The sequence below is a fragment of the Phenylobacterium sp. Root700 genome (assembly GCF_001429025.1).
GTDB lineage: Bacteria > Pseudomonadota > Alphaproteobacteria > Caulobacterales > Caulobacteraceae > Phenylobacterium.
This window is the reverse complement of sequence record NZ_LMHT01000035.1, coordinates 191,232-209,016: the sequence shown is the minus strand read 5'-3', so window position 1 is coordinate 209,016 and position 17,785 is coordinate 191,232. Positions and strand designations below refer to the sequence as shown.

Annotated in this window: 17 protein-coding genes; 12 read left to right on the top strand and 5 right to left on the bottom strand. The window is 67.3% G+C overall.

Annotated elements, in window-relative coordinates; translation table 11 throughout:
• Positions 1 to 35 precede the first annotated feature (35 nt).
• Together ASE02_RS20710 and ASE02_RS20705 are read right to left on the bottom strand one after the other, a co-directional pair.
• The gene (locus ASE02_RS20710) at positions 36 to 1,463 is read right to left on the bottom strand and encodes an ammonium transporter (RefSeq protein WP_082602243.1); all 1,428 of its coding nucleotides are present in this window, start codon (positions 1,461 to 1,463) and stop codon (positions 36 to 38) included.
• A gap of 37 nt (positions 1,464 to 1,500) precedes the next feature.
• Positions 1,501 to 1,839, bottom strand: a complete 339-nt coding sequence (locus ASE02_RS20705) for a P-II family nitrogen regulator (RefSeq protein WP_056736988.1) — start codon at positions 1,837 to 1,839, stop codon at positions 1,501 to 1,503.
• Between the two features lie 368 nt (positions 1,840 to 2,207).
• Between ASE02_RS20705 and ASE02_RS20695 the strand changes: the two genes are divergently transcribed.
• The 12 genes from ASE02_RS20695 to ASE02_RS20645 all read left to right on the top strand — a co-directional run bounded on the left by ASE02_RS20695 (position 2,208) and on the right by ASE02_RS20645 (position 15,597).
• Positions 2,208 to 2,561, top strand: a complete 354-nt coding sequence (locus ASE02_RS20695) for a hypothetical protein (RefSeq protein WP_056736983.1) — start codon at positions 2,208 to 2,210, stop codon at positions 2,559 to 2,561.
• Between the two features lie 80 nt (positions 2,562 to 2,641).
• A complete protein-coding gene (locus ASE02_RS20690; RefSeq protein WP_056736981.1) occupies positions 2,642 to 3,574 on the top strand; it encodes a glycine--tRNA ligase subunit alpha in 933 nt (310 codons plus the stop codon).
• 2 nt (positions 3,575 to 3,576) lie between these two features.
• Entirely contained in the window at positions 3,577 to 5,853 is a 2,277-nt protein-coding gene (gene glyS / locus ASE02_RS20685) for a glycine--tRNA ligase subunit beta (RefSeq protein ID WP_056736979.1), read from the top strand.
• 14 nt (positions 5,854 to 5,867) lie between these two features.
• Positions 5,868 to 8,564 carry a pyruvate, phosphate dikinase gene (gene ppdK / locus ASE02_RS20680; protein ID WP_056736977.1) on the top strand — a complete coding sequence of 899 codons (2,697 nt, stop codon included), beginning with the start codon at positions 5,868 to 5,870 and terminating at the stop codon, positions 8,562 to 8,564.
• Between the two features lie 68 nt (positions 8,565 to 8,632).
• The gene (locus tag ASE02_RS20675) at positions 8,633 to 9,319 is read left to right on the top strand and encodes a GNAT family N-acetyltransferase (protein WP_056736976.1); all 687 of its coding nucleotides are present in this window, start codon (positions 8,633 to 8,635) and stop codon (positions 9,317 to 9,319) included.
• 52 nt (positions 9,320 to 9,371) lie between these two features.
• Entirely contained in the window at positions 9,372 to 9,680 is a 309-nt protein-coding gene (locus ASE02_RS20670) for a hypothetical protein (protein ID WP_200957732.1), read from the top strand.
• 48 nt (positions 9,681 to 9,728) lie between these two features.
• On the top strand, positions 9,729 to 11,222 hold the full coding sequence (locus ASE02_RS20665) for a DNA mismatch repair protein MutT (RefSeq protein WP_056736974.1): 1,494 nt from the start codon (positions 9,729 to 9,731) through the stop codon (positions 11,220 to 11,222).
• 51 nt (positions 11,223 to 11,273) lie between these two features.
• On the top strand, positions 11,274 to 12,314 hold the full coding sequence (locus ASE02_RS20660) for a mechanosensitive ion channel family protein (RefSeq protein ID WP_056736972.1): 1,041 nt from the start codon (positions 11,274 to 11,276) through the stop codon (positions 12,312 to 12,314).
• A gap of 46 nt (positions 12,315 to 12,360) precedes the next feature.
• Positions 12,361 to 12,612 (top strand): DUF488 family protein, encoded by a 252-nt coding sequence (locus tag ASE02_RS23430; RefSeq protein WP_369818600.1) that lies wholly within the window; start codon positions 12,361 to 12,363, stop codon positions 12,610 to 12,612.
• Position 12,613: 1 nt separating this feature from the next.
• The gene (locus ASE02_RS23425) at positions 12,614 to 12,802 is read left to right on the top strand and encodes a DUF488 family protein (RefSeq protein WP_369818599.1); all 189 of its coding nucleotides are present in this window, start codon (positions 12,614 to 12,616) and stop codon (positions 12,800 to 12,802) included.
• A gap of 85 nt (positions 12,803 to 12,887) precedes the next feature.
• Positions 12,888 to 14,081 carry a M48 family metallopeptidase gene (locus ASE02_RS20650; protein ID WP_056736970.1) on the top strand — a complete coding sequence of 398 codons (1,194 nt, stop codon included), beginning with the start codon at positions 12,888 to 12,890 and terminating at the stop codon, positions 14,079 to 14,081.
• Positions 14,082 to 14,184: 103 nt separating this feature from the next.
• Complete coding sequence (locus tag ASE02_RS20645) at positions 14,185 to 15,597, top strand: pitrilysin family protein (RefSeq protein WP_056736968.1); 1,413 nt, start codon at positions 14,185 to 14,187, stop codon at positions 15,595 to 15,597.
• Between the two features lie 5 nt (positions 15,598 to 15,602).
• On the opposite strand, the gene ASE02_RS22745 is transcribed toward ASE02_RS20645, so the two are convergent.
• The 3 genes from ASE02_RS22745 to ASE02_RS20635 all read right to left on the bottom strand — a co-directional run bounded on the left by ASE02_RS22745 (position 15,603) and on the right by ASE02_RS20635 (position 17,530).
• The gene (locus ASE02_RS22745) at positions 15,603 to 15,770 is read right to left on the bottom strand and encodes a hypothetical protein (RefSeq protein WP_200957731.1); all 168 of its coding nucleotides are present in this window, start codon (positions 15,768 to 15,770) and stop codon (positions 15,603 to 15,605) included.
• A gap of 83 nt (positions 15,771 to 15,853) precedes the next feature.
• Positions 15,854 to 16,402, bottom strand: coding sequence for a GNAT family N-acetyltransferase (locus tag ASE02_RS20640; RefSeq protein WP_056736967.1), 549 nt, complete (start codon positions 16,400 to 16,402; stop codon positions 15,854 to 15,856).
• A gap of 12 nt (positions 16,403 to 16,414) precedes the next feature.
• Positions 16,415 to 17,530: a beta-ketoacyl-ACP synthase III gene (locus ASE02_RS20635; RefSeq protein WP_056736965.1), complete on the bottom strand. Its 1,116-nt coding sequence runs from the start codon at positions 17,528 to 17,530 to the stop codon at positions 16,415 to 16,417.
• Positions 17,531 to 17,785: the final 255 nt, after the last annotated feature.

Here is a 17,785-nt window from a genome sequence, read left to right as displayed (position 1 = left end):
GGACCCCCGCTCGTAGCTCGTCGATGAGCCGCTGCTTAGTCGTGCAGGGCTTCGCCGTGTTGCGACAGGTCGAGGCCTTCGACCTCGGCCTCTTCGCTCGCTCGCAGGCCGACCGTGTACTTCACGATCATCAGGATGATGAAGGTGCCGACCGATGCGTAGCCGATGGTGACCGCGACGCCGTAGAGCTGGGTCATCAGGCTGGCGCCTTCGCCCAGGCTGTTGACCGCCGGGTCGGCGAGGACGCCGGTCAGCAGGGCGCCGATGATGCCGGCGATGCCGTGCACGCCGAAGGCGTCCAGGCTGTCGTCGTACTTCAGCAGGCGCTTCAGCCACACCGCGCCGAAGTAGCCGCCCGCGCCGCCGAGCAGGCCGATGATCAGCGCGCCTTGCGGGTTCACGAAGCCGGCGGCCGGGGTGATGGCGACGAGACCCGCCACCGCGCCGGAGGCCAGGCCCAGCATGCCGGGCTTCTTACGTTCGAACCACTCGATGAGCATCCAGGCGATGGCCGCCGCGGCCGCCGCGACCTGGGTGTTCAGCATGGCGATACCGGCCAGCGCGTTGGAGCCGACGGCCGAGCCGGCGTTGAAGCCGAACCAGCCGACCCACAGCAGGCTGGCGCCGATCATGGTCAGGACCAGGTTGTGCGGGGCCATGTTGTCGCTGCCGTAACCCTTGCGGCGGCCGAGCACTAGGGCGCAGATCAGGCCGGCGACGCCAGCATTGATGTGAACCACGGTGCCGCCGGCGAAGTCGAGCACGCCGGCCCCGCCGAGGAAGCCGCCGCCCCAGACCGCGTGGGCGGTCGGCGCGTAGATGAACAGCGACCAGAGGACGGTGAACACCAGCACCGCCGAGAACTTCATGCGTTCGGCATAGGCGCCGGCGATGAGGGCGGGGGTGATGATCGCAAAGGTCATCTGGAACATCACGAACACCGATTCAGGGATCGTGGCGGCCAGGCTGTTGGTGCTGTCCATCGTCATGCCGGACAGGAATGCGTTCCCCAGCCCGCCGATGACCTTGTTCAGCCCCTCATTGCCGTTGGCGCTGAAGGAGAGGGAGTAGCCGGCGATCATCCAGACGACCGAGATCACCGCGGTGATCGCGAACGACTGGGCGACGGTGGCGATGACGTTCTTGCGCCGCACCATGCCGCCGTAGAACAGCGCCAGGCCCGGGATGGTCATCATCAGCACCAGGGCCGTGGAGGTCAGAACCCAGGAGGTGTCGCCGGTGTCGAGGGCGGGCTTGGCCGCTTCTTCGGCGGCGGGGGCCGGGGCCGGAGCGGCCTCGACCGCCGGGGCGGGCGTCGCTTCGGCGGCGGGCGCGGCTTCGATCGCCGCCGGCGCCGCGGCGGGCGCGGCGTCCTGGGCGAGCGCCGCCGGCGCGAACGCACCGCCTGCGATCATGGCGGCGAGCGCAAGGCCCGCCAGCTTTTGCAGTCCAGATTTCTTCATTGTCGTCATCCCCTTGTCCCGATGAGTTCGGCGGCGCCTACAGCGCGGCCGTGCCGGACTCTCCGGTCCGAATTCGCACTGCGTCCTCGACGTTGAGGACGAAGATCTTGCCGTCGCCGATCTTGCCGGTGGCGGCCGCGGCCTTGATGGCCTCGACGGCCTTGCCGGCGGCTGAGTCGTCGACGACCGCCTCCAGCTTGACCTTCGGCACGAAGTTCACCTGGTACTCGGCGCCACGGTAGATCTCCGTCTGACCCTTCTGGCGGCCGTAGCCTTTGACTTCCGAGACCGTCAGCCCCTCGACGCCGGCTCCCACGAGCGCTTCGCGCACGTCGTCCAGTTTGAAGGGTTTGACGATCGCTATGATCAATTTCATCGCCTGCTCCCGCGCGCCCTTAAGCCAAGGGGCGCGCCCTTCGAGTTGTCCCGCTCCGTCGAGAGACACGGCTAGTTCTCCCCCTCCGACGGCAAACCGACGCTATCGGCGGCCGGGGCCGTGAGCGGCGCCCGGTAACTTCTGATCAAGGAAAAGGCCGCCGCCGCGCGATCGCTGTGCAAATTGACGTCCCGGCGCCTAATTTCCGGGCGCTTGGAGGCTCCAGGCGGCTCGCCGTCGGCTGCGATCCGTATTTGAAGCTGGGGCAAGTTGAGGTCCTGACCGGGGAACAAACGCCACCACCGAGCGCTTCATCGTCACGCGGCCTGGGCGCCGGGGGACCGGGCCATCATTCGGAGATGACAACGATGATGATCAGAACCCTCCTGACCGCCGCCGCGGCGATGGCTCTGCTTGCGAGCGGCGCCCACGCCGGCGACGGCATGAAGAAGAAACCCAAACCCGCCGAGGCGGCGGCGTCGCAGATGAAGGACGACATGGCCGGCAAGGCCGCGTCCGACATGGACGCTTCGGCCATGGCCCCCGACACCAGCGTGAACCCGCCGGTCAGCGCCGACGCGGCCAGCGCGGCCGTCGACACCTCGGCGGTGGTCGCGGTTCAGACGGTGACCAACGGCCCGGTGGCCGACACGCCGGAGAACCGCGCCCTCTACAAGCCCCTCTCCAGAGCCGGCCGACACACCGCGCCGCGCGGCAATTAGAGCAAGGCTTTCCGCCTTGAAGCGATGGTCGGCGGGCCCTATGGTCCGCCGACTTTTTTTGCGACTGCGAAGCCAGCCCTATGTCAGCCAAAAAGCCTCTATCGTTTCAGGATCTTATCCTGAAATTACACGACTATTGGAGCCGTCAGGGCTGTGTGATTCTACAGCCACATGACGTGGAGGTAGGGGCGGGGACCTTGCACCCGGCCACCGTGCTGCGCGCGCTGGGTCCCAAGCCGTGGCGCGCGGCCTATGTGCAGCCCTCGCGGCGGCCGGGCGACGGCCGCTATGGCGAGAACCCGAATAGGCTTCAGCACTATTATCAGTATCAGGTCATCCTGAAGCCCAACCCCGACAACCTGCAGGAACTTTACCTGGGTTCACTCGAAGCCATTGGCCTCGACACCCGCCTGCACGACATCCGTTTTGTCGAGGACGACTGGGAAAATCCGACGGTCGGCGCCTGGGGGCTCGGCTGGGAGGTCTGGTGCGACGGGATGGAAGTGACGCAGTACACCTACTTCCAGCAGGTGGGCGGCATCGACGTCTGGCCGGTGGCGGGCGAACTGACCTACGGCCTGGAACGCTTGGCGATGTACATCCAGAACGTCGACCACTTCACGCAACTGGCCTTCAACGATCCGGACGGCCCCGCGCCCATGACCTATGGCGAGGTGTTCCTGGAGAACGAGCGCCAGCAGTCGGAAGCCAACTTCCACCTCTATGACGTCGACACCCTGAAGCGGCAGTTCGAGGACATGGAGCGTCAGGTTCCGCGTCTGCTCGAAGGTCGCGGTCCGCAAGGGCAGCGCACCGTGCTGCCGGCCTATGACCATGTGCTGAAGGCCAGCCACCTGTTCAACCTGATGGACGCGCGCGGCGCGATCGCCGTGGCCGAACGTCAAAGCTACATCGGCCGTATCCGCGACCTGACCAAGATGTGCGCAGAGGCCTGGGTCGAGAACGAAGGCGGCAACGCCGTGAAGTCCGACGCCGAGACGGTGAAGGCCTGAACATGCCCCAACTGCTGATCGAACTTTTCTCTGAAGAGATTCCCGCCCGCATGCAGGTGCAGGCCGCGCGCGATTTCGACCGCATGGTCCGTGATCGCCTGGCCGCCGAAGGCTTGCTGCCGGAGGGGCTGAAGACCTTCTCCGGCCCGCGCCGTCTGACCCTGGTGGCCGAAGGCCTGCCGGTGGCTCAGGGCGACCGCCATGAGGACCGCAAGGGGCCGCGCGTCGGCGCGCCGGACGCGGCGATCGAAGGCTTCCTGCGCTCGACCGGTCTGACCCGCGACAAGCTGGTGGAGAAGGACGGCGTCTGGTTCGCCCATATCCACCGCGCCGGCCGTCCGACCGCAGAGATCGTCGCCGAGATCCTCGACCAGGTGATCCGCAGCTTCCCGTGGCCCAAGTCGATGACCTGGGGCCGGGGAACCCTGCGTTGGGTGCGCCCGCTGAAGCGCATCGTCTTCATCTTCGACGGCGAGGTCGTGCCCTTCAATATCGACGGCATCGAGAGCGGCGACGTCACCGAGGGGCACCGGTTCATGGGATCGGGCAAGTCCTTCAAGGTGAAGGACTTCGACTCCTATCGCGACAAGCTGGCCGGCCACTTCGTGATCCTCGACCCCGAGGAGCGCAAGGACCGGATCATGGACGGCGCGCGCACCCTGTGCTTCGCGCGCAATCTGGAACTGGTCGACGACGACGGCCTGTTGGACGAGGTCGCGGGCCTGGCCGAATGGCCGACCCCGGTGCTGGGCGATATGGACCCGGACTTCCTGGACCTGCCGCCCGAGGTGATCCGCACCTCGATGCGCACCCACCAGAAGTACTTCGCGGTCCGCGATCCCAAGACCGGCAAGCTGGCGGCGCACTTCCTGACCGTGGCCAATATCGAGGCCGCAGACGGCGGCAAGGAAATCGCCCGCGGCAACGGCAAGGTGCTGTCGGCCCGTCTGAATGACGCGCGCTTCTTCTGGGACGAGGACCGCAAGGTCACCCTGGAACAGCGCCTCGAGAAACTGACCGGCGTCACCTTCCACGCCAAGCTCGGCACCCTGGCCGAACGGGTCGAACGCCTCGAGATCCTGGCCAAGGCCATCGCTCCGCGCGTCGGCGCCGATGTCGCCAAGGCGGTCCTGGCCGCGCGGCTCTCGAAGGCTGACCTCGCCACCGGCATGGTCGGCGAGTTCCCGGAACTTCAAGGCCTGATGGGCGGCTACTACGCCCGCGAGGAAAAGATCAGCCCGGTGGTGGCCGACGCCATCCGCGACCATTACCGCCCGGTCGGCGCCAGCGACGAAGCGCCGGACACCCCGGTGACCATGGCCGTGGCCATCGCCGAAAAGCTGGACACCCTGACGGCGTTCTTCGCCATCGATGAGAAGCCGACCGGCTCGCGCGACCCCTACGCCTTGCGCCGCGCCGCGCTCGGCGTGATCCGCATCCTGCTGGGCTCGGAGGCCCGCGCCCCGGTGCGCGAACTGGTCGCCGATTGGTACAAGTCGCTGCGCTGCTACGTCGATCCGGGCCGGGCGCTCTATGTCTCGACCCGCCTCACGACCGGCTATCTGGGCCCGAAGTCGCGCGCGCCGTCCGAGGTCTTCCAGACCTATGTCGGCGAGTTCGAGGACGCCCTGCTGGAGGGCAAGCCCTACGTCGTCTCGACCGAAGAAGACTTCGACATCCGGTTCGACCGCACGGCCCAGGCCGGCGAGGCGCCGGAGGGCGAGGTTCAGTACGAATTCCGCCCCTACACGGTGGTCGCTGACGAGGTGCTCAGCTTCCTGGCCGACCGTCTGAAGGTCGCCCTGCGCGACCAGGGCAAGCGGCACGACCTGGTGGACGCCGTCTTCGCGCTCGGCGACGACGACCTGGTGCGGATCGTGGCGCGGGTGGAGGCTCTCGACGGCTTCCTGACCGGCGCCGACGGCCCGAACCTGCTGGCGGGCTACAAGCGCGCGGGCAACATCCTCAAGGCCGAAGAGAAAAAGGGCGCGCTGCCCGCTGGCCCGGCGGTCGGCATGCCCGGCGCGCCGAAAGAGGAAGGCGCGTTGATCGCCGCCCTCGAATCCGCCGAACGCCCTGTGGCGCAAGCGTTGCAGCAGGAAGACTTCGCCGGCGCCATGCGTGCTCTCTCGGGACTGCGTGGACCGGTGGACGCCTTCTTCGAGGGTGTATTAGTAAATTCGGAAAGCGCGGCGGAACGTGAAAACCGTCTGCGTCTTCTCGTGCAGGTTCGCGATCTGATGGAACGGGTCGCGGACTTCTCACAAGTGACGGGCTAAGGAGGCCTCAAGGAATGTCGACCGATACGCTGACCAAGTCGCGCTGGGTCTATTCCTTCGGCGGCGGAAGCGCCGACGGTGATGCTTCGATGAAGAACCTGCTGGGCGGGAAGGGGGCCAATCTCGCTGAGATGTCCTCGCTCGGCCTGCCGGTTCCTCCGGGCTTCACCATCACCACCGAAGCCTGCGTCCACTATTACGCCAACGAGCAGCAGTACCCGGCCGAGCTGAAGGACCAGGTTCTGGTCGGTCTGGCCACGGTCGAGAAGCTGACCAGCAAGACCTTCGGAGATCCTGGCAATCCGCTGCTGGTCTCGGTGCGCTCCGGCGCCCGGGCCTCGATGCCCGGCATGATGGACACCGTGCTGAACCTGGGCCTCAACGACGAGACCGTCGCGGGCCTGGCCAAGCTGTCGGGCGACCGTCGCTTCGCCTTCGACAGCTATCGCCGCTTCATCCAGATGTACTCCAACGTGGTCCTCGATCTGGATCACCACATGTTCGAAGAGATCCTCGACGAGCATAAGGAACGCCTCGACGTCACCGTCGACACCGGCCTCTCGGCCGACGACTGGGAGCGCGTGGTCGCCGACTACAAGGACGCGGTGCAGCGCGAACTGGGCAAGCCCTTCCCGCAGGACCCGCACGCCCAGCTGTGGGGCGCCGTCGGCGCCGTCTTCGCCAGCTGGATGAACGACCGGGCCAAGTTCTATCGCCGCATGCACGACATCCCGGAAAGCTGGGGCACGGCGGTCAACGTCCAGTCGATGGTGTTCGGCAATATGGGCGACTCATCGGCCACGGGCGTCGCCTTCACCCGCAACCCGTCGACCGGCGAAGCGCGTCTCTATGGCGAGTTCCTGATCAACGCCCAGGGCGAGGACGTGGTCGCGGGCATCCGCACGCCGCAGGCCCTGACCAAAATCGCCCGCGAGGAAATGGGCGAGAAGGCCCCTTCCATGGAAGAGGCGCTGCCCGAGGTCTTCGTGCAGTTCAAGGCCGTCGTCGAGAAGCTCGAGCAGCACTATCGCGACATGCAGGACATCGAGTTCACGGTGGAGAAGGGGCGTCTCTATATGCTCCAGACCCGCAACGGTAAGCGCACCGCCAAGGCGGCGCTGAAGGTTGCGGTCGATCTCGCCAGCGAAGGCCTGATCACCCAGGAAGAGGCGATCATGCGGGTCGAGCCCGGCAGCCTCGACCAACTGCTGCACCCGACCATCGATCCGACCAGCCCGCGCGACGTGATCACCACCGGCCTGCCGGCCTCGCCCGGCGCGGCCACCGGCAAGATCGTCTTCAACTCCGACGAGGCCGAGCGGCTGGGTTCGGCCGGCGAGTCGGTCATCCTGGTGCGTGACGAAACCTCGCCCGAGGACATCCACGGCATGCACGCCGCCCGCGGCATCGTCACGGCGCGCGGCGGCATGACCAGCCACGCCGCCGTCGTGGCCCGCGGCATGGGGCGCCCTTGCGTCTCCGGCGCCGGCGAACTGCAGATCGACGGCAAGATCGGCGAACTGCGCGTGCGCGGCCGCACCTTCAAGGCCGGCGACATCATCACCGTCGACGGCTCCAGGGGTGAAGTCCTGGCCGGCGCAGTGAAGATGATCGAGCCCGAGCTGACCGGCGATTTCGCCACCCTGATGGAGTGGGCCGACAAGGTCCGCCGTCTGAAGGTCCGCGCCAACGCCGAAACCCCGCTCGACGCCCGCATGGCGCGCCAGTTCGGCGCCGAGGGCATCGGCCTGTGCCGCACCGAGCACATGTTCTTCGACGAGGACCGCATCGCCGCCGTCCGCGAGATGATCCTCGCCGACGACGAGGCCGGCCGCCGCACGGCGCTGGCCAAGATCCTGCCGATGCAGCGCAATGACTTCGTCGAGATCTTCAACATCATGGAAGGTCTGCCGGTCACGATCCGGCTGCTCGACCCGCCGCTGCACGAGTTCCTGCCGCACACCGAGGCCGACCTCGAGGGCCTGGCCAAGTCGACCGGCCTCGACGCCACCAAGCTTATGCGTCGGGCCAAGGAACTGCACGAGACCAACCCTATGCTCGGCCACCGTGGCTGCCGCCTGGGCGTTTCGTATCCCGAGATCTACGAGATGCAGGTCCGGGCGATCTTCGAGGCCGCCTGCGAGATCGCCGAAAGCGGCAAGACCGCGCCGATCCCGGAGATCATGCACCCGCTCGTCGCCAAGGGCGAAGAGATGAAGTACCTGCGCGTGCTGACCGACCGCGTCGCCCAGGCGGTGCTGAAGGAACGCGGCCAGACCATCGAGTATCAGGTCGGCACCATGGTCGAACTTCCGCGCGCGGCCATCCGCGCCGGAGATCTGGCCGAGCACGCCGAGTTCTTCTCGTTCGGCACCAACGACCTGACCCAGACCACCTTCGGCATCAGCCGCGACGACAGCGGCCGCTTCCTGAACGCCTATCTGGAGAAGGGGATCTTCGAACGCGATCCCTTCGTCACCCTCGACCAAGAAGGCGTCGGCGACCTGATCCGCATCGGCGCCGAGCGTGGCCGCGCCGTGCGCCCCGACGTCAAGCTCGGCATCTGCGGCGAGCACGGCGGGGATCCGGCCTCGATCGAGTTCTGCGAGCGGATCGGCCTCGACTATGTCAGCTGCTCGCCGTTCCGGGTGCCGATCGCGCGTCTGGCCGCCGCCCAGGCCGCCGTCGGCGTCATGGAAAAAGACCGCTAGGGTTCTGGCTGTCCCGGCCACGCTTGGCCGGGATGACACCTGAGGCCGCCTCACGCTAGGGAAGGGGGATGAGTAGTGATCATCCCCTCGACCGGCCCGTCTGGTCCGCGCTCACCGGCCGCCAGTCGCACCTGACCTTGAAGCAGGGCGCGGCCCTGCGGTTCGCGCCGGACTATGGCCTGTTTGCCGCCGCGCCTGACATCTCCGCCCAATCGATGGCCGACCTGGCCGCACTGGTCGTCGCCCATGGCGATGTCGCCCTGGTCGAGGCTGAGGGGCCTCCACCCATCCCTGGCGTCGCGGTGCGCACCAACGCTGTCTGCTGGCAAATGGTGGCCGACGAGCCGAACGAGGTCGGAGAGGCGGCTTTCGCATTCGAGGACCTGGCCGAGGCCGACGCGCCGCAAATGCTGGCGCTCGCCACGCTGACCGCGCCCGGTCCATTCTTCGCCCGCACCCATCAGCTCGGCCGCTTCGTCGGGGTCAAGCTTGGCGGCCAGCTCGTGGCCATGGCGGGCGAGCGGATGCGGCCGCCGGGACATACCGAGGTCAGCGGCGTCTGCACCCATCCCGATCACCGCGGGCGCGGCTATGCCGCTGGCCTGATGTTGGAGGTCGCCGCCCGCATTCGCGCGCGCGGCGAGGTCCCGTTCCTACATTCCTACGCCCACAACACTGGGGCCATCGCGCTCTACCAGGCGCTCGGTTTCGATTTCCGCCGCGAGCTGGTCATGACCACCCTGACGCGCGGCTAGCGGTAGGGCCGCCCAAGGGGGTAGGCTCGGCGTCACCGACAAGGAGAGAAGCATGGCGTTGCAACTGCGCACTCGACGCGATCCCGCCGCCCTCGCGGAAACCGCGCCGCGCCGGGCCCGCTCGCAGTCGGTGTTCGTGGCCCCGCGCGCCACGCCGGCCGGCGCGATCGGCCTCGGCGCCATGGGCAGCGTGGCGATGGGCGCGATCGCTTTCGGCGCCTTCGCCGTCGGGGCGCTGGCCATCGGTCGACTGGCGATCGGCCGGGTCGGAGTCGGCCGAGCCAAGATCAAGCGACTGGAAATCGACGAACTGGTCGTACGTCGTCTCACCATCCTCGACGACGGCGAACCGCGCCGATAGGGTCCGCGCGTCCCGCCAGATGGTGCGGGGAATCTGGAGCCTTTTCCTATGCGTAGGATCGTCGTCCCGCTGCTCGCGGCCCTTTGCCTGCCCACCGCCGCGCTCGCCGCCGCGCCCGTGCCCGCCGATGGCCTGGCCCGTATCCAGATGCAGGTCGACTCCGGGTTCCTGACGCCGGAGGAGCGGCAGGTCGTGAACCTGCTGATCAAGGCCGCCGACCAGATGAGCGTCATCTACGCCAAGCAGGCCAAGGGCGATGGCCCAGGCCACGGCTTCTATCCCGACGGTCTGACCAAGGCGCAGCTCGACGCCTATCTCGCCGCCCATCCCGATCAGAAGGCCGCGATCACCGACGGCTACACCGTGGTCCGCCGCCAGGGCGAGCGCCTCGTCACCGTCCCCTACAATGTCGAGTACAAGGCCGAGCTGGAAACCGCCGCCAAGCTGCTCGAACAGGCGGCGGCGATCACCACCAATGCGAGCCTGAAGAAGTTCCTGACCCTGCGGGCCAAGTCCTTCCGCACCAACGACTATTTCGAATCCGAGATGGCCTGGATGGATCTCGAAGGCACGCCCATCGAGGTCGCCATCGGTCCCTACGAGACCTACACCGACGAGATCTATGGCGCGAAGACCGCCTTCGAGGCCTTCGTCACCCTGAAGGACCCGACCGAGAGCAAGGCGCTCGACAAGTACAAGGGCTACCTGCGCGCCATGGAGGAGAACCTCCCGGTGCCCGACTCCTACAAGAATTTCCAGCGGGGCGGGGCCTCGCCCATCGCCGTGGCCGAACAGGTGCGCGGCGGCGGCGACAACACCGTCGGTCCGCAGACCATCGCCTTCAACCTGCCCAACGACGAACGGGTCCGCGAGGCTAAGGGCGCCAAGAAGGTGATCCTCTCCAACGTCCTGGGCGCCAAGTACGACCGCATCCTCAAGCCGATGGGCGACCGGGTGCTGGTCGCCGAGCAGGCCCCGCTGGTCAGCAAGAAGTACATGACCCTGGAGACGCTCTTCCACGAGCTGTCTCACAGCCTCGGCCCGGGGTCGATCAAGGTGAACGGCCGCGCGACCACGGTTTCGGCGGAATTGAAGGACATCGGCGGCACGGCTGAAGAAGCCAAGGCCGACGTGATGGGCGCCTACAACATCATCTTCATGATGGAGAAGGGCGAACTGCCCAAGGCCGAGCGCTCGCAGCTGTTCGCCAGCTATCTGGCCGGCATCTTCCGCGCCGCCCGGTTTGGAGCCGACGAAGCTCACGGCCGAGGGGCCGCGCTGCAGTACGGCTATCTGCGTGAGAAGGGTGGCTTCACCTGGGACGAGGGCCAGAAGCGGTTCCGTGTGAACGACGACGCCATGCAGGCCGGGATCACCAGCCTGCTCGCCGAGATCGTGAAGCTGCAGGGTGACGGCGACTATGCCGGCATGAACGCGTTCTTCGACCGCTACGCCAAGCTCGATCCGCAGGCCGAGCAGGTGATCGCGACCCTGAAGGACGTGCCGGTCGACATCACCCCGATCTATCCGGAGAAGCTGTAGATGATCGAGCCGCGGGTGGTCCGGGCTCAACTCGGGATCGGCTGAGCAAGCATGGGCGACCTGATCGCGACCGACTTCTTCCATTTCACCAACTATGAGCTGGTGCGGCTGGGCAAATCCTCGATCACGGTCGGGGGGCTCGCGGCGGCGATCGTCATCATCGCCGTGGCGATCCTGGCCTCACGGCTGGCCGCCTCGGCCCTGCGCCGGGTTCGAGGACGGGCCAGCCAGGCCGCGCCCTCGATCTACATCTTCGAGAAGCTGACTACCTATGGCCTGGTGGTGTTCGGGGTCATCGCCGCGTTCTCGACGCTGGGCCTCGATCTCTCGTCCCTGACCCTGTTCGCCGGGGCTCTGGGCGTCGGCCTCGGGTTTGGCATGCAGGGCATCGTCAAGGAGTTCATCTCCGGCCTGGTCCTGCTGTTCGACAAGCTGATCCGCATCGGCGACTACATCGAGCTCCAGACCGGCGAGCGCGGGATCGTGGCCGAGATCGGCCCCCGCGCCACCCGCATCCGCAACAATGACGACCTCGACGTCCTGATCCCCAATTCCCGCCTGATCGAGGCGCCGGTCACCAACTGGACCCACCAGAACGGCGCCCGGCGGATGCATATTCCCTTCATCGTCGCCTATGGCGCCGACAAGGAGAAGGTGCGCGAGGCGGTGTTGCGGGCCGCGCACGACATACCTTTCACCCTGAAGGATACGTCGGCGCGCAAGACCCAGGTCTGGCTGGTCGGGTTCGCCACCCACGGGCTGAATTTCGAACTGGTCGTCTGGCCGGCGCTGGAGGCGGTGAAACGTCCCAACGCCACCCACGCCGCCTATACCTGGGCGATCGAGAGCGCCCTGCGTTCTGGCGGCTTCGAGATTCCGCTGCCGCAACAGGAACTGCGGGTGCGCAGCGTGTTCGGGGAGGAGGGCGACGCCGCCCGCCGCGCGCTCGGCCTCAAGGGGCATCGCGCCGAGACCGCGGCGCAGGAAGCTCAACGCAGCATCAACGACGCGGCCGAAGATCTGGTTCGCGGCGCCCGCCAGGACGCCGCCGCCCAGCGCGCGCAACAGCCGAAGACCCCGAAGACGAAGTAGCGACTTGCACGGTTGCCATGGGCGGGAGGTCTGCCATCCTCGCTCCATGACCACGCAGCCCCTCGCCACCATCGGCTATGAACGCCAGACCCAGGACGTCGTCATCGCTCGCCTGAAGGCCGCCGGGGTCGAGACCCTGGTCGATGTACGGGCGGTGGCGTCCTCGCGCCTCGCTGGCTTCTCCAAGACCTTGCTGGCCGCCAGCCTGGCGGAGGCCGGGATCGGCTATGTGCACCTGCGCCAGCTGGGCACCCCCAAGCCCCGGGCGGGACGCGGCGCGCAAGGGTCACATCGCTGAGATGACCGCCATCTTCGAGGATCACCTGACCGAGCCGGGCGCCCAACTCGAACTGGCCCAGGCCAAGGAGCTGGTCGCGACCAAGAAGGTGGCGCTGCTGTGCTTCGAGGCCGACCACCATGGCTGTCACCGCAAGATCTTGGCCGAGCGCATCTGCGAGGATCTCGGCTGCCCGGTCGAGCATCTCTGAGCCGCCGCTTCCTTTCGGACTTTTCACCTGACAAGCTCGGCCTTCTCTGGCCTCTTCGCGCTTGAGTAGTGGGGGAGCGAGCATCATGGCCCAGGGATTCGATCCGGTCGCGGCGACGGCGGCCTATCTGGCGCAGTTGCCGCCCGAGGCGCACGCCAAGGCCACCGACTACACCCAGGGCGGCCACTGGCTGCTGCTGTGGAGCGCGTTGGTCGCCGTCGTGGTCGCCTGGCTGGTGCTGCGTTCAGGCGTCCTGGTCGGGGTTCGGAACAAGATCGAGAGCCGCAAGGCCCGGCCCTGGCTGGCGGTGGCGGCGGTGCTGCTGGTCGACGGGGTGCTCGAGACCCTGCTGACCCTTCCCTGGACGGCCTACGCCAACTGGTGGCGCGAGAAGTCTTACGGCCTGACGAGCCAGCCGCTCGGCGGCTTCCTGGGCGAGTTCACCCTGAGCGCGGTGATCTACATCGTCGTGATGACCCTGATGTTCTCGCTGCTCTACTGGCTGATGCGGCGCACGGCGCGCAGCTGGTGGCTGTGGGGCGGCGGCGTGGTCGCCGGCTTCCTGATCGTGACCATGGTCTTGGCCCCGGTCCTCGTGCAGCCGTTGTTCAACACCTACAAGGAAGCCCCGCACGGCGAGGTCCGCGACGCCATCGTCGAGATGGCCAAGGCCAACGGCGTGCCGCACGACAAGATCTTCATCTACGACGGCTCCAAGCAGTCGAACCGCTACACCGCCAACGTCTCGGGATTGTTCGGCACCGCCCGCATCGCCATGAGCGACGTGATGTTCACCAAGGGCGCGGATCTGGCCGAGGTCCGCGGCGTGGTCGGTCACGAGATGGGCCACTATGTCCACATGCACACCATCTGGATGTCGCTGGCCTTCGGAACCCTGGCCCTGATCGGGTTCTTCCTGGTCGACCGGCTGTTCATGCCCGTCCTGCGCCTGACCGGCGCCAAGGGGATCACCGGCCTCTCCGACCCGGCCGGCTTCCCGGTGATCGGCATCCTGATGGCGGTGCTGGGCCTGCTCGCCAGCCCGATCGTCTCCTCGATCGTCCGTCAGGCCGAGGTCGACGCCGACCGTTATTCCCTGGAGCACGTCAATGAGCCGGACGGCCTGGCCAAGGCCCTGGTCAAGACCATCGAGTATCGCGCCGCGACCCCCTCGAAGCTGGAAGAGACGCTGTTCTACGACCATCCGGCGGTCGGCAGCCGCGTGCGCATGGCCATGGACTGGAAAGCCGCCCAGTCGAAGGTCGACGAGGTTCGGTAGGGGTGGCGGTGGCAGGGTAGCGGACTCGCCAAGACCGCTAGGGTGTGTCGCGCACCCGTAGGGATTGCGTTACGGTCAAGCTTTACGCTTGGCCGAGAGACTCATGACCCGTCTGTTCCTGCACGTCCTGGCGCTCTGCCTGCTGTTCATCGCCGGTCCGGCGAGCGCCGGGGCTTCCGGTGTCGCCTATCGGGAAACCACGCTGCCCAACGGGCTTCGGGTCATTGTCGCCCGTGGCCCGCCCGATCCGCAGGTGACCGCACGGTTGATGGTGAAGTCGGGGGCCTGGGCCGATCCGCCGGGCTTGGCGGGAACGGCGGTGATGGCCGCTGGCATGCTGACGGACGGCACGAGCCGCCGCGACGCACAGGCCATCGCACGGGATGTCGCCGCGCTCGATGCGAAGCTGGCGGGGAGCGGCGGCCTGGAGGCCTCGGTCGTGACCCTGCAGGTCAGGCAAGGCGATCTCGAACCGGCGCTGCTGATCATGGCCGAGGTGATACGTCATCCCGCCTATCGCCCCGAAGCCCTGGATGCTCGCCGCAAGTGGACGTTCGAGGGGCTCGCGGCCGCCTATGGCGAGCCGGGCGGGCTCGGCTATCAGGTTGGGGCTCCGGTGATCTTCTCGGGCACGCCGCTTGGTCATGCGGCCGAGGGTACGGCCGCCTCGTTGCCGCGGCTGCAGGCCGCCGGTCTGGCCGAGTTCCACGCCAAACACTATCGACCCGACAACGCCGTCCTGGTGCTGGCGGGCGACATCGCGCCTGAACAGGCCTTCGCCTTGGCCGCGCAGGCTTTCGGAACCTGGACCTCGCCGCCCGGGCCGCCCCCCAAGGCGCCGGCTATCACGCCGCGCGCGCCGCCTTGGCGCGGGGTGGTCGACCTGCCGGGCGTTTCGACGGCGTCGGTGCGGGTGATCGCCCGTGCGGTCTCCCGGGACGATCCCCGTTACTACATGGCGCTGGTGGCCAATGCGGTCCTGGGCGGCGAGGGCTCGGGTCGGCTGAGCCGGGCGGCGGCCGGTCGGGCCGAACTGGGGGAGGGCGCCTCGTCGGTTTTCTCCGCTCGGCGCACGACCGGCTATCTCAGCGCCAATCTGGCGCCGCAGAGCGTGGCGGTCCCCGAGGCGCTGGAGCTGATCCGCGTCGAGATGAGCGGGCTGTCGGCTAACCCGGTGGCGCAGGACGAGCTTGCGGCCCGCAAAGGCGAACTGATCGCCGGCTATTCCCGCCAACTCCTGACCACCCGGGGCCTGGCGGCGGTGATTGGCGATCTGGCCCTCTTTGATCTCCCGTTGGGGGAAATTGACGCCCTCCCAGCCGGGATCGAGGCGGTGACCGCCAAGCAGGTGCAGGCGTTCGCCAAACAGGTGCTCGACCCGGCGCGAGCTAACATCATCATCGTCGGTGATGCTCAGGCCTTCGCGCCGGCCCTAACGCTGCAAACGCCGGCCATGCAGGTGCTTGGTCGCGGCGATCTGGACCTCGACGCACCTGACCTCAGAGCGGCGCGCTAGGGGCCTCAGCTCTTTGGCTTGAGGTCCGGGCGCGAGGCCAGGAAGGCCGCGCGCTCGGCGGCGGTCAGGACCTTGGCCGCCTTCTGGCGTGTGACCTTGGGGGTTGGGGGCGCGTAGATCCTGGACGGCTGCGCGGAGCCCCGGAGATCGGAAGGTTTGTGCGGCGGTTTCATCGGCGTGTCCGTTGAGCGACTCGCCGTCCTTGGCGACGGCGCCTGAATACGCCGACAGGCGATGCGTGGCGCGTATCGCCTTCCTACACCCGTAGTTCCGAGATGGATGCGAGATACTGTTCCGCGCCGTCTGAAACCTCTCCGGTCGGACGAAGGCCAAGCCGTGCGGCGAGCTTGGTCGAGGCGAGGTTGGCCGGCTCGATGTAGGCTTCGACCTGCGTGCACTCGGGGCGGCCGCGAAGCCAGGTCATCGCCAGCTGCGAGGCTTCCGTCATCAACCCCTGGCCCCAGAAGCTGGGATGCAGGTGATAGGCGTACTCCGAGCGCGGTCCGAGGCTGTTGAAGCCCGCGATGCCCGCGAATCGCTCATCGACGGCGCTCAGCAGCGCCCAGCGGAAGCGAGACCCGTCCGTGGCGCTACGGACGAAAAAGTCGATGATCTTGTCGCTGTCGGCGGGGGTTTGCGCCGGAAGCGTGATCGGGCGCCCGTCGTAGTCGGCGGCCGGACCGGAATATCGGCAGACCTCCTCACGCCTCCACATTTCGAACATGCCGTTCGAATGGATCGGTGAGAGCGGGACCATCACGAGGCGCGCCGACCGCAGGGTGGGTACGATCAGCGCGGCGCTCATGATCTCGCCGTCCTATCGCTTGCGGACGAACACGGTGCCGGCCGAATAGCCGGCTCCGAACGAGCAGATCAGGCCGGTGTCGCCGGGCTGGAAATCCTCGTTGGCCTTGTGGAAGGCGATGATCGAGCCCGCCGACGAGGTGTTGGCGTACTCGTCCAGGATGATGACGTTCTCGCCCGGTGCAGGCTCGCGGCCCAGGACGCGCTTTCCGATCATCTCGTTCATGTTGATGTTGGCCTGGTGCAGCCAAAGGCGCTTGAGGCTGGTCGGGTCGAGGCCAAGGTCCCCGGCGTGCTGGACGATCATCTCGGCGACCATCGGCACGACCTCGCGGAACACCTTGCGGCCTTCCTGCACAAACAGCTTGTCGGTTGCGCCGATCCCTTCGGGCGCCGCGCGGTTCAGGAAGCCGAAGTTGTTGCGGATGTTGTTCGAGAACTGGGTCTTCAGCCGCGTGCCCAGGATCTCCCAGCCGCCCTCAGCGTCTTCTTCGCGCTCGACGATCACCGCGGTGGCCACGTCGCCGAAGATGAAGTGGCTGTCGCGATCGCGGAAGTTCAGGTGGCCCGAGCAGATCTCCGGATTGACCATCAGGACAGCGCGGGCCGAGCCGGAGGCCACGAAGTCGGCGGCGGTCTTGATGCCGAAGGTGGCCGAGGAGCAGGCGACGTTCATGTCGAAGGCGAAGCCCTCGATCCCCAGCGCCTGCTGCACCTCGATGGCCATGGCCGGGTAGGCCCGTTGCATGTTCGAGGCCGCGCAGATCACCGCCCCGATCTGGCTGACGTCCTTGCCCCAGCGCTCGATGGCCTGCCTAGCGGCTTCCACCGCCATCTCGGCCAGGATCGAGATCTCCTCGTTGGGCCGCTCGGGCAGGTCCGGGCGCATCACCTCGGGATCGACCAGACCCGACTTGTTCATCACGAACCGGGATTTGATCCCCGAAGCCTTCTCGATGAACTCGACGGAGGAGGGGGTGAGGGCGGCGACTTCGCCGGCGGCGATCGCCTCGGCGTTGGCGGCGTTGAACCGCTCGACATAGGCGTTGAAGGTCTGAACCAGCTCGGCGTTCGAGAGGCTGTGCGGCGGGGTGTAGAGGCCCGTGGCCGCGATCACGGCTTGATGCAAAACGCTGTCTCCGACGAACGCTCCTCTACGCCGGAATCCGTCCGCGGGGAGCTTGAGACACAGTGATAGCACGGTGAAGTCCGGCGAGTAGCTCCATCGGCGTCGGACCCGCTGGTTCGGGCGTCACGACGCCTGTGGCGTGAATGACACAACGCAGAATGGTCTTGGGGATGCCGGCGAACTGACCTTTTGCCGCCGCGTTTGGGGGCGACCTACCCCTGCGGCTGGGGCGGCCGAGCTAAGAGTACGGAGTGC